Source organism: Phaeobacter sp. PT47_59 (assembly GCF_028890025.1).
Classification (GTDB): Bacteria; Pseudomonadota; Alphaproteobacteria; order Rhodobacterales; family Rhodobacteraceae; genus Phycobacter.
This window is the reverse complement of sequence record NZ_JARCJL010000002.1, coordinates 183,817-194,591: the sequence shown is the minus strand read 5'-3', so window position 1 is coordinate 194,591 and position 10,775 is coordinate 183,817. Positions and strand designations below refer to the sequence as shown.

General features: G+C 60.5%; 8 protein-coding genes. 3 read left to right on the top strand and 5 right to left on the bottom strand.

Features of this window, described 5'->3' with window-relative positions; genetic code table 11:
* Window positions 1-137: 137 nt before the first annotated feature.
* The 3 genes from pncB to pncA form a co-directional block, all read right to left on the bottom strand.
* Complete coding sequence (gene pncB, locus PXK01_RS02645) at window positions 138-1,427, bottom strand: nicotinate phosphoribosyltransferase (protein ID WP_274847729.1); 1,290 nt, start codon at window positions 1,425-1,427, stop codon at window positions 138-140.
* Between the two features lie 63 nt (window positions 1,428-1,490).
* The gene (locus PXK01_RS02640; RefSeq protein ID WP_274858752.1) at window positions 1,491-3,776 is read right to left on the bottom strand and encodes a PAS domain-containing hybrid sensor histidine kinase/response regulator; all 2,286 of its coding nucleotides are present in this window, start codon (window positions 3,774-3,776) and stop codon (window positions 1,491-1,493) included.
* Window positions 3,777-3,842: 66 nt separating this feature from the next.
* A complete protein-coding gene (gene pncA, locus PXK01_RS02635; RefSeq protein WP_274858751.1) occupies window positions 3,843-4,442 on the bottom strand; it encodes a bifunctional nicotinamidase/pyrazinamidase in 600 nt (199 codons plus the stop codon).
* Window positions 4,443-4,624: 182 nt separating this feature from the next.
* On the opposite strand from pncA, the gene trhO reads away from it, so the two are divergent.
* Together trhO and PXK01_RS02625 are read left to right on the top strand one after the other, a co-directional pair.
* Complete coding sequence (gene trhO / locus PXK01_RS02630) at window positions 4,625-5,536, top strand: oxygen-dependent tRNA uridine(34) hydroxylase TrhO (RefSeq protein WP_274858750.1); 912 nt, start codon at window positions 4,625-4,627, stop codon at window positions 5,534-5,536.
* Between the two features lie 220 nt (window positions 5,537-5,756).
* Window positions 5,757-6,677, top strand: a complete 921-nt coding sequence (locus PXK01_RS02625; protein WP_274858748.1) for a PAS domain S-box protein — start codon at window positions 5,757-5,759, stop codon at window positions 6,675-6,677.
* A gap of 292 nt (window positions 6,678-6,969) precedes the next feature.
* Here the strand turns inward: PXK01_RS02625 and gyrB are convergent, their stop codons facing one another.
* Both gyrB and PXK01_RS02615 read right to left on the bottom strand, forming a co-directional pair.
* Window positions 6,970-9,387, bottom strand: coding sequence for a DNA topoisomerase (ATP-hydrolyzing) subunit B (gene gyrB, locus PXK01_RS02620; RefSeq protein WP_274847724.1), 2,418 nt, complete (start codon window positions 9,385-9,387; stop codon window positions 6,970-6,972).
* A gap of 85 nt (window positions 9,388-9,472) precedes the next feature.
* Complete coding sequence (locus PXK01_RS02615; protein WP_274858747.1) at window positions 9,473-10,066, bottom strand: NAD(P)H-dependent oxidoreductase; 594 nt, start codon at window positions 10,064-10,066, stop codon at window positions 9,473-9,475.
* A 109-nt stretch (window positions 10,067-10,175) separates the two neighbouring features.
* Between PXK01_RS02615 and PXK01_RS02610 the strand changes: the two genes are divergently transcribed.
* Window positions 10,176-10,769 carry a TetR/AcrR family transcriptional regulator gene (locus PXK01_RS02610; protein WP_274858746.1) on the top strand — a complete coding sequence of 198 codons (594 nt, stop codon included), beginning with the start codon at window positions 10,176-10,178 and terminating at the stop codon, window positions 10,767-10,769.
* The last annotated feature ends 6 nt before the right edge of the window (window positions 10,770-10,775 follow it).

The following is a 10,775-nucleotide window of genomic DNA, read 5'->3' as shown; positions in this document are numbered from 1 at the left end:
CGGCATGAGGTTTTGCGCTGCGCCCTGCGCATCGCGAGGGGGCAGGCCGCGCCTTCGGCGCGGCCTGCCGGGCCCAAGGGGAGAGCGTGCATGTTCCATGCAGGTGATCCGCGCGGGAGCCCCCGGGCCTTGACAGGCTAGACGATGACTTCCATCCGGTCCTGCGCGCCGACACCAAAGACACGCTTATAGCGCGCGACCTCATCTGCTGGGCCCATCGCCTTTTCAGGATTGTCCGAGAGCTTCACAGTCGGGCGGCCATTGGCGCTGATCGCCTTGCAGACCAGCGAGAACGGCGCCAGCCTGTCACCTGGCACAAGTCCGCGGAAATCATTGGTGAGCAAGGTGCCCCAGCCGAAGGAGACCTTCACGCGCCCGGCGAACTGCGCGTGCAGCTCGGCGATCTTGTCCACATCAAGACCATCGGAGAAGATCACCCGCTTCTGTGTCGGATCTTCACCGCGCTCCTGCCACCAGTTGATCGCAACCTCGGCCCCCGCCGCCGGATCGCCACTGTCGATGCGGATACCCGTCCAGCCCGCGAGCCAGTCCGGCGCATGCTCCAGGAAGCCCTTGGTGCCATAGGTGTCGGGCAGGATGATGCGCAGGTTGCCCTCGTGCTCCTCGTGCCAGTCCGACAGCACATCATAGGGCGCGCGGGCAAGGTCTTCGTCCGTTTCGGCCAGGGCGGAATAGACCATGGGCAGCTCATGGGCATTGGTGCCGATCGCCTCGACCTCGCGCCGCATGGCGATGAGGCAGTTGGAGGTGCCGGTGAACTTTGTCCCGAGCCCCTCGATCATCGCCTGTACGCACCAGTCCTGCCAGAGAAACCCGTGCCGTCGCCGTGTGCCGAAATCCGCGATGGACAGACCGTCGATCTTGCGCAGGGCCTCGATCTTTTCCCAGACCCGCGTCATGGCGCGGGCATAGAGGACCTGCAACTCGAACCGTCCCATATCATTGAGAACCGCCCGGCTGCGCAACTCCATCAGAACCGCCAACGCGGGGATTTCCCATAGCATGACCTCGTGCCATTTGCCTTCGAAGGTCAGCTCATACTGGTCGCCCCGGCGTTCCAGGTGATAGGGCGGCAGGCGCATGCCCTCGAACCACTCCATGAAGTCCGGGCGGAACATCTGGCGTTTGCCATAGAAGGTATTGCCGCGCAAAAAGGTGCTTTCACCGCGCGACAGCGACAGGGACCGGATATGATCCAGCTGTTCGCGCAGCTCGCCCTCGTCGATCAGACGGGCAAGCGGCACATGGGACGATCGGTTGATCAGGGAAAAGGTCACTTGCGTGTCCGGCTTGCTGCGAAACACCGACTGACACATCAATAGCTTGTAGAAATCCGTATCGATCAGGGACCGGATGATCGGATCGATCTTCCATTTGTGATTGTAGACGCGGGTTGCAATATCCACCGGCAGCCTCGTTCCGTTGTTTCACATGGTGATAGGACAGGGCCGCCCGGGGCGCAAAGAAAATCAGCCCGCCCGCAACCGGCGCGCGCCCTGCCCGTGCGTCAGCAGAGCTTCGATCAGCTTGGGGCGATCTATGGGTTTGGTCAGAAATGCGTCCATGCCTGCCTCCAGGCAGTCGGCCTTGTCGGTATCAAAGGCATTGGCGGTCAAGGCAATGATCACCGGCTGTCGGATCGGCAAGGCACGGATCGCGCGGGTGGCCTCCAGGCCGTCCATCACCGGCATGCTCATATCCATCAGGATGATGTCAGGGTCAAAGGACTGGACACGGTCAACCGCAAGGGCCCCGTCAGCGGCGAACTCGATCCTGATCGGCGCCTCCTTGAGAAACTTCTGAACCAGAATCTGGTTGACCCGGTTGTCCTCTGCCACCAACAGGCGCATGCCGGTCAAGGCCTCTGCAACCGCGCCCTTGGCCGCTGCGCCCGCAGTGTCGGGCAGGACCGATCCCGCGTCCTGTTCCGCCTCGGCAAAGGGCAGGCAGACGGAAAAACAGGATCCCTTTCCGGGTTCGGAAACCACCCAGATCTTGCCGCCCATGGCCGTGGCCAGGCGGCGGCAGATGGCAAGTCCCAGCCCGGTGCCCCCGAACCGGCGGCTGATCGCCGCATCCGCCTGGGAGAAGCGCTCGAAAATCTTGCCCTGCATCTCCTTGCAGATCCCGATCCCGGTGTCTGTGACATGGAAGGTCAGATCGGCGCCATCATCGCGCTGCTGTGCCTCTAGCGTGACCGTCACCTGTCCGGCTTCGGTGAACTTGATCGCATTGCCGATCAGGTTGGTCAGGATCTGACCGAGCTTGCGATCATCGCCGCTCAGCAGATCCGGCACCGCACTGTCGCATTCAAAGGCCAGTTTCAGCCCCTTGGCATCGGCCTGTGACTGCAACAGAAGCATCGTGGTCTCGAAACACTGCCGGGGATTGAAATCGCTCGCATCGATGGAGACCTCGCCGGAATTCAGCTTGGAGAGGTCCAGAACGTCATTGATCAGATCCAGAAGCGTGCGTGCTGAACTGAGAATTGTCTCGGCATAAAGCCGTTGGTCGCCGTCCAGTTCGGTTTCTTCCAAAAGTTGCGCCATCCCGATGACGCCATTCATCGGCGTGCGGATTTCATGGCTCATTGTGGCCAGGAATTCCGACTTCGCCCGGGCGCCATCCTCGGCGGCGCGACGCGCTTGCTCCAAGGTGGCCGCATATGCCTTGGCCTCGGTAATGTCACGCTCCACCGCGATATAGGTGGTGACCTCGCCGGCATCGTCAAGCATCGGGACCTGGTTGGTTTCCAACCAGATTTCCTTGCCATCCTTGTGCCTGTTCAGGACCTGCACCCTGAAGGGAACTTTCTTCGTGCGGCCATCGACGATGGCGTTCAGGCTTTCGGGGTCCGTGTCCGGATGGTTCAGAAGATCGCCGGGTTCGCGTCCGATCGCCTCGTCTGCCCGCCAGCCGGTGATACGTGTGAAGGCATCATTCACCCAGATGATCTTGCCCGAGTTTTCGAGCAGCATCACACTGTCATTGGCATGCCGCGCCACCAGCGCCAATCGCTGTGTTTCCAACTGCTGCGCATAGAGACGCTGGTATGCTGTCTCCAGTTCCTGCCGCTGCAAAGCCTGAGCCAGAAGACTGCTGCGCGTGCGGTGAAAGTTGCGGGTGGAAAAGGTCAGCAGCCAGACAAGCGAGCCAAAGAAGACGCAGAGCCCGGCGATATGAAGCTGGGTATCCGCCGGGCTTGCGCCCAAGACCGGTCCACGGATCAGAATCACCACAACGGGCGTTGCCATGTAGATGATCAGCCTGAGCGACACGGCGATCCGGTGGAAGGGGAACAGCAGGCCGACATTGATGGCCGCACCGGTCAGCAAGGCCATCGAGAACAGCTGATCGTATTCCTCCGGTGCCTGCGATTGCCCAAAGGGAACAAGAGGTGCCCAAATCGGGGCCGTCGCCCCAATCCCGATGCCGATGGCATGAAGAACTGCCGTAACCGTGCTGATCCGGCGCACCCGGGCCTCGACTGTGGCATCACGGCGCAATTGCCAGCGCGCGCGACGCAGATACAGGCAATCCGCCAGATCCGTCGCGGTCACGGCCAGCAGGCTCAGAACCCCAACAAGCGGAGAGATCAGCACTGCCAGTGTCAGGGAAACCGCACAGCAAAACACCAGCCGCGTGCGGAACCCCTTGATGCGCCCTCTGGAATAGCGATCAAACAATCCTGCCGAACTGAATCTTCGGTAGTGGCTGGTCAGCGGCCCGTTGCCAGACATGCGCTGCTCGTTCATCGTCTATCCCTGCACGTGCACTTCGCCCTAGTGATAGACGAATGCCCCTTTATGAATCACTAAATCTCAGGCCTGGATCAGTTTCACACCCTTGGCCTGCATCTGCTCCAATGCCGATGCCAGAGATCCATCCATGTCGATCGCGCGACAGGCGGCAAGATCAACGCGCACATCAAACCCCAGTTGCGCCGCATCCAGCGCCGAATAGGCGACACAGAAATCCGTGGCCAAACCAACCAGGGTCAGATCCGTGATACCCCGGTTGCGCAGGTAACCTTCCAGCCCGGTCGGGGTCACCTTGTCATTCTCGAAAAAGGCCGAATAGCTGTCCACCGCGGCGCGAAACCCCTTACGGATGATGAGATCGCCATCCTGTCGCAGATCATCGCGAAAGGCGGCGCCCGTCGTGCCCTGCACGCAGTGATCCGGCCACAACACCTGCGCCCCATAGGCCAAGTCCACAAGATCGAAGGGCGCCTTTCCCGGATGGCTTGTCGCAAAAGAGGAATGCCCCGCCGGATGCCAGTCCTGGGTCAGGATCACCGCATCGTGGTGCTCCATCATGGCGTTGATCGGCTGCACGACCTCTTCTCCGCCTGGGACGGCAAGCGCCCCGCCTGCACAGAAATCGTTTTGCACATCAATTACGATCAGGGCCGTGGCCATAAGAACCTCCTGTTCCATCTTTTCAACGGGTAGGATGCAGCTGTCGTCGGGTCAATGACAAGAACGCGCCTGCCGGGCAGAGTTGTCACGGTCCCAGCGCGACAAATTTGCGCGCAGCAAAGCCAGGAAGACGCAAGGCGCGACCTTGCGGGAATTTCCCAACCTGGTGTAAAGGGCTGACCATGTACACGATCGCTGCCCTGTATCACTTCACCCAATTCCCCGACCCTGCCGCCCTGCGGGAGCCGCTGCTGGCGCTGTGCCGCGCGCAGGATGTCAAAGGATCTTTGCTGCTGGCGCGAGAAGGCATCAACGGCACGATCGCCGGCCCCCGCGCCGGGATCGATGCGGTTCTGGCCCATATCCGCAACCTGCCCGGATGCAGCGAGCTGGAATGGAAAGAGGCCACTGCCGAGCAGGCTCCCTTTGGCCGCATGAAAGTGCGCCTGAAAAAAGAGATCGTCACCATGGGCCAGCCGGACGTGGACCCGAAGGCCCGCGTCGGCAACTACGTCGAACCCGAGGACTGGAACGACCTGATCCGTGCCGACGATGTGGTGGTGATCGACACCCGCAACGACTACGAGGTGGCCATCGGCACCTTTGAGGGCGCGGTGGATCCCAAGACCGAAAGTTTCCGCGAATTCCCCGCCTGGTGGGAAGCCAACAAGGAGCGGTTTCACAACAAGCGTATCGCCATGTTCTGCACCGGCGGCATCCGTTGCGAGAAATCGACCAACTACCTTCTGGGGCAGGGCGTTCCGGAGGTCTACCACCTCAAGGGCGGGATCCTGCGCTACCTTGAAGAGGTGCCGCAGGAAGACAGCAGTTGGCAGGGGGAATGCTTTGTCTTCGACAACCGCGTCTCCGTTGGACATGGGCTGAAGGAAGGTCCCCACGAACTGTGCCACGGATGCAGACGCCCGCTAGTACCCGAAGACAAGCTGCGAGAGGAATACGAGGCAGGTGTCTCTTGCCACCTTTGCATTTCCGAAACATCCGAAGCAGACAAGGCCCGGTTCCGCGAACGGCAGAAACAGATGAAGCTCGCCCGCGCGCGGGGAGAAGATCATCTCGGCGCAATAGCCCTTTAGCACCGAAGGCTGCCCCTGCGGAAACTTCCGCCAATAAGGGGATTATAGTTTCACCTTGACACCTAAAAGTGGAAATTTGAACTTGCATTTTCCGCTCTTCTTTTTCATTTTCTTTCATTGAGTGACGTACGAAGGCCAGCACACGACATATTTAGGTCTAACGCTGGAGAGGGCGCCATTGTGGCGCATTTAGTTTTTGCCTTTGATAGAGGTGCCATTTATGCCTGACAGCGCGACCGAGCTACAGAACCGCCCGGAAGAAGCCGCCAACATCAGACTGGGAAGGGTCTCCATTCCCGGTCTGTTTCGCGACCTGCCCGAGGCGGTTATCGTGGCCGACGAGGAGCGCGAAATCGTCTGGGCGAACAATGCGGCACTGGCCATGTTTGGCTATACGATCGATCAGCTGATCGGGCAGAGCACCGAAATCCTCTACCCGAACAAAGACGCCTTTCAGGAGGCCGGCACCGCCCATTTCAACAAGACCGGCTCGGCGACAGATCACAACTACGAAGCCAACTATCTACGGGCTAACGGCAAGGTGTTTCTGGGCGAAACCACTGGCGGCCCGATGCGGGGTGCCAACGGGGAGGTGCTGGGCTATTTCGGGATCACCCGCGACATTTCGAAAACCCGCGCGTTCGAGGAACTGCTGGCGAACCTCTATCGCGTCTCTTCCGATCAAAGCCTGGATACCGCACAGAAGATCGATGAGATCCTGAAGATGGGCTGCGCCCATTTCCAGACCGATTCCGCGCTGGTGAGCTGGGTGCGGGGCGAGACCTATACCGTTCTTTACAGCCATTCTGAGATTGCCGAAATCGAACGTGGCAGCGTTTTCAAGATTGCGGATTGCTGCTGCGCCAGGGCGCTGGAAACCAACGGACCGGTCGCCTGCAACTCTTCTCAAGACAATGCCTGTGGCCCCCATCCCTGCTACAGTCTGTTTGTACTGGAAACCTACATCGGAGTGCCGCTGATCGTGGACGGCACATTGTTCGGAACGGTGAATTTCACCTCATCCGAAACAAGGGCACCGTTTGAAAGCAGCGACTTGGAACTGATCAAGATGTTCGCGGCCTGGATTTCCCAGCAATTGAGCATTGAAAAGGAAATCAACGGGCTGCCGGATCTGTCGTAACAGAACCGCGGGGGCCAGGCAGCCCCGGCTGCAGCACCTGATCCTTGCCCGAGAGCCTTTGGGCCACCTTTTGGCAGCTGTTCCTCGCCGCCGACACGGATACCGTAGGCGTACCAAAGGCGTTCGACCCAATTCGTTCAGCCTGGGCGTTCGAACGGCAGGCAAGGGCGCGCGAGAGAGACACCGGGAAACACCAGAGATGGCCCGCACCAAGGCCGACACTGTGTGATCCCACACTGCGGTTCCGCAACCCCGAGAACAAACGCCCAGGGCTGCGCAACTCCAGAACGGCTCAGAAGTCGAGGTTTTCGACGCTCAGCGCGTTCTTCTGGATGAATTCGCGGCGCGGTTCGACCACGTCGCCCATCAGCTTGGTGAACAGATCATCGGCTTCAGCCATGTCATCCACATGCACCTGCAGCAGGGTGCGGGCATCCGGGTCTAGGGTGGTTTCCCACAGCTGATCGGGGTTCATTTCACCCAGTCCCTTGTAGCGCTGCAGCGACAGGCCCTTTTCGCCCTCTTCCAGGATCGCCTGCAAGAGCCCCAGCGGCCCGTGGATCAACTGGCTGCGGTCCTTGCGCACCAGGGTCGCGGTCTGCCCGTAGATGTCCTGCAGGCTTTTGGTGAAGCTGCCGGTCTTGCGTGCCTCGCCCGAACGCAGCATCGGCCCATCCAGCGTGCGCACCTCTTCGACGCCGCGCAGGATCCGGGCCAGGCGAATGCCGTGATCCTGGGTGATCCGGCCCTGCCAGCCACGTTCATACTCCAGCGCGATCAGGTCCAGACGCGCGGCCACGCGATCTGCAACACCTTGAAGATCCGCATCCACCGCACCGGGGACAAAGGCGCCTGCCACGGCGGCCTGTTCCAGAATGTGGCGGGGATAATGGGTCGGGAAGGCATCCAGCACTCGTTTCAGCTGGCGCGCCTCATCGACCACGCGGGTCAGATCCTGGCCAGTGATTTCCTCACCGGATCCCAGCCGCAGCACCGCGCCTTCGACGCCCTGATGGATCAGGTAGTCATCCAGCGCCGCCTGGTCTTTCAGGTAGACCTCGGATTTGCCGCGCGCCACTTTGTAAAGCGGCGGCTGGGCGATGTAGAGATACCCGCCTTCGATCAGTTCCGGCATCTGCCGGTAGAAGAAGGTGAGCAGCAGCGTCCGGATATGCGCACCGTCCACGTCCGCATCGGTCATGATCACGATCTTGTGGTAGCGCAGCTTGGAGATGTCGAACTCATCCCGGCCGATGCCGGTGCCAAGCGCCATCACCAGGTTGCCGATCTCCTGGCTTCCCAGCATCCGGTCAAAGCGCGCGCGCTCCACGTTCAGGATCTTACCGCGCAGGGGCAGGATGGCCTGGGTCTGGCGGTCACGGCCGGTCTGGGCGGACCCACCCGCCGAGTCACCCTCCACCAGGAAGACTTCGGTCTTGGAGGGATCCTTTTCCGAGCAGTCCTTCAGCTTACCGGCCAGGAAGTTCACATCCATCGCCGTCTTGCGCCGGGTCAGTTCGCGCGCCTTGCGGGCCGCCTCGCGGGCCAAGGCGGCCTCGATGATCTTGCCGACGATCTCCTTGGCCTGGTTCGGGTTTTCCTCGAACCATTCGGCCAGTTTCTCGTTCACCAGGCTTTCCACCACCGGGCGCACCTCGGAGGAGACCAGCTTGTCCTTGGTCTGGGAGGAGAACTTCGGATCCGGCACCTTGACCGACAGAACGCAGGTCAGACCTTCGCGCGCATCATCCCCGGTGAAAGAGACCTTCTCTTTCTTGGCGATGCCCGAAGACTGCGCGTAGTTGTTGATGGTCCGCGTCAGCGCTCCGCGGAAGCCCGCCACATGGGTGCCGCCGTCGCGCTGGGGAATGTTGTTGGTAAAGGGCAGCACGGTTTCGTGGTAGCTGTCGTTCCACCACATCGCCACCTCGACCCCGATATCGTCCTTTTCACCGGTGATGTAGATCGGCGCATCCATGACCGGGCTTTTGGAACGGTCGAGATACTTGACGAACTCCTTGACGCCGCCCTCGTAGAACAGCTCGGTCTCAAGCCGTTCCGCCGGACGTTCATCGACCAGGATGATCCGCACGCCGGAATTCAGGAAAGCCAGTTCCCGCAGGCGTTTTTCCAGCGTTTCGAACGAGTATTCGAGGTTGGAAAAGGTATCGGTCGAGGCCAGGAAGCGCACTTCGGTACCGGTGCGATCGCCGCAATCGCCCACGACCTCCAGATGTTTCGCCGTGTCGCCACGCTCGAACCGGGCGATATGTTCCTTGCCGTTGCGCCAGATGCGCAGTTCCAGCCAGTCCGACAGCGCGTTCACAACGGAAACCCCCACCCCGTGCAGACCGCCGGACACCTTGTAGGAGTTGCTGTCGAATTTGCCTCCCGCGTGCAGCTGGGTCATGATGACCTCGGCTGCCGAGACGCCTTCTTCGGGGTGGATGTCCACCGGAATCCCGCGCCCGTTGTCGCTGACAGAGACGCTGGAATCCGGGTGGATTTTCACGGTCACGGCATCGGCATGGCCCGCCAGCGCCTCGTCGATGCCGTTATCGACGACCTCATAGACCATATGGTGCAGGCCAGATCCATCATCGGTATCGCCGATATACATGCCGGGGCGCTTGCGAACCGCCTCCAAGCCTTTGAGAACCTTGATGGAATCCGCACCATATTCGTTGGGGGCGTGCTCGTTTCCGGACATTCGCGCGTTCCTGTTTTTGCTTTCGGATTTTATACGCAGTCCGGGGGGGAATGTCACGCGCAGGCGCCTTTTTTTCTTTGACGATTCAAGCCGCTTTTGCACCCAGACCGGCGACTTTTTGCAACCAGCCTTCAACCTTCTTGCCGCCCGCATCCGTGGCCGGTGCAAAGGAGGAGAACCGGGTGGGTTTCACCCCTACAAAACCCAGGATCTGGCGGCTGATGATCTTCTTGATCGCATTGCTGTACATCAGTCGCAGCAACAGCGGCGGCGTATCCGAGGTGAGCAGCACGCGGGCCGTCTTGCCGGTCAGCATGGGTGCCGGCACACCGAACATATTGGGATTGCGGGTGTCAAAGGTCCGCCCGGGCAAAAGGGCACGATCAAAGATGCCCTTCAGCTTTGCCGGGATCGCCCCCCACCACAGCGGCGTTGCCACCACCACATGATCAGCCCACTCCAGATCTGCAAGGAAGGCCTCCAGATCGGGCTCCAGCGGCTTGGGATTGCTGTAACCGCCCTGCCCGTAGTCCATGTCAAACTCCATGGCAGAGATATCGTGATAGCGCACCGCATGCCCCTTGGCCTTGGCCGAGGACGCATAGGCATCGCACAGGGATTTCGACAGCGAGCTGTCGCCGGGGTGACCGTTCAGGATGATGATTTTCTTGGTGGACATTTGACACTTCCTACAACTAAATTGACCTTGGTCACTTTAATGACTCACAAAATGACCCTGGTCAATATTTAAATTGACCGAGGTCAAAATAATTTTGCAAGGACGGCTGATGTCAAGACAACCGCAGAAACGACGCCTCGAAACCCGCGCCAAACTCCTGGAGGTCACCTCCGCTCTGGTCGCCTCAGAAGGCTACAGCGGCCTCAAGGTCGAAGACGTGGTGAAACGTGCAGGCGTGGCCAAGGGGACCTTGTTCTCCCACTTCCGTGACAAGGACGGGCTGCTGGCTGTTCTGATCGGCGCCGAGGTGATGCGCTTTCTCGACGAAATGGAGGCGGAAGGCACCCCGGACAGCCGCGAGGCGCTGTTGCAGCGGCTTGCGCCGCTTCTGGACTATATCGCCGGGGATCGGGTGATCTTTGACCTCTTGCTGCGCTATTCGGGCTCGACCGGTACCGAAACGGATGAGGTCATCACCGAAAGCTTCTACCGGCAGATCGGCATCTGGGCGGCATGGATCGAGGCACTGCAAAAGGCCGGAGAGGTACGCAGCGATTGTGCGCCAGATTTCCTCGCCGAGGGCATTCAGGCCTTCCTCAATCAGGTGATCGCCATCTGGTTCTGCATGTCCAGCCCCAATACCGCGACCCCGCTTGAGGCGCTGCGTCCGTTCCTAGAGGCCTGGCTGGCACCCCCCGCCTGATCGCCG

What these genes read in the sequence shown, in the direction of transcription:
- pncA (WP_274858751.1), bottom strand. Translation starts at nt 4,442, where the DNA reads ATGGCCACGGCCCTGATCGTAATTGATGTGCAAAACGATTTCTGTGCA.
- PXK01_RS02615 (WP_274858747.1), bottom strand. Translation starts at nt 10,066, where the DNA reads ATGTCCACCAAGAAAATCATCATCCTGAACGGTCACCCCGGCGACAGC.
- PXK01_RS02610 (WP_274858746.1), top strand. Translation starts at nt 10,176, where the DNA reads ATGTCAAGACAACCGCAGAAACGACGCCTCGAAACCCGCGCCAAACTC.
- trhO (WP_274858750.1), top strand. Translation starts at nt 4,625, where the DNA reads ATGTACACGATCGCTGCCCTGTATCACTTCACCCAATTCCCCGACCCT.
- PXK01_RS02625 (WP_274858748.1), top strand. Translation starts at nt 5,757, where the DNA reads ATGCCTGACAGCGCGACCGAGCTACAGAACCGCCCGGAAGAAGCCGCC.
- gyrB (WP_274847724.1), bottom strand. Translation starts at nt 9,387, where the DNA reads ATGTCCGGAAACGAGCACGCCCCCAACGAATATGGTGCGGATTCCATC.
- PXK01_RS02640 (WP_274858752.1), bottom strand. Translation starts at nt 3,776, where the DNA reads ATGAACGAGCAGCGCATGTCTGGCAACGGGCCGCTGACCAGCCACTAC.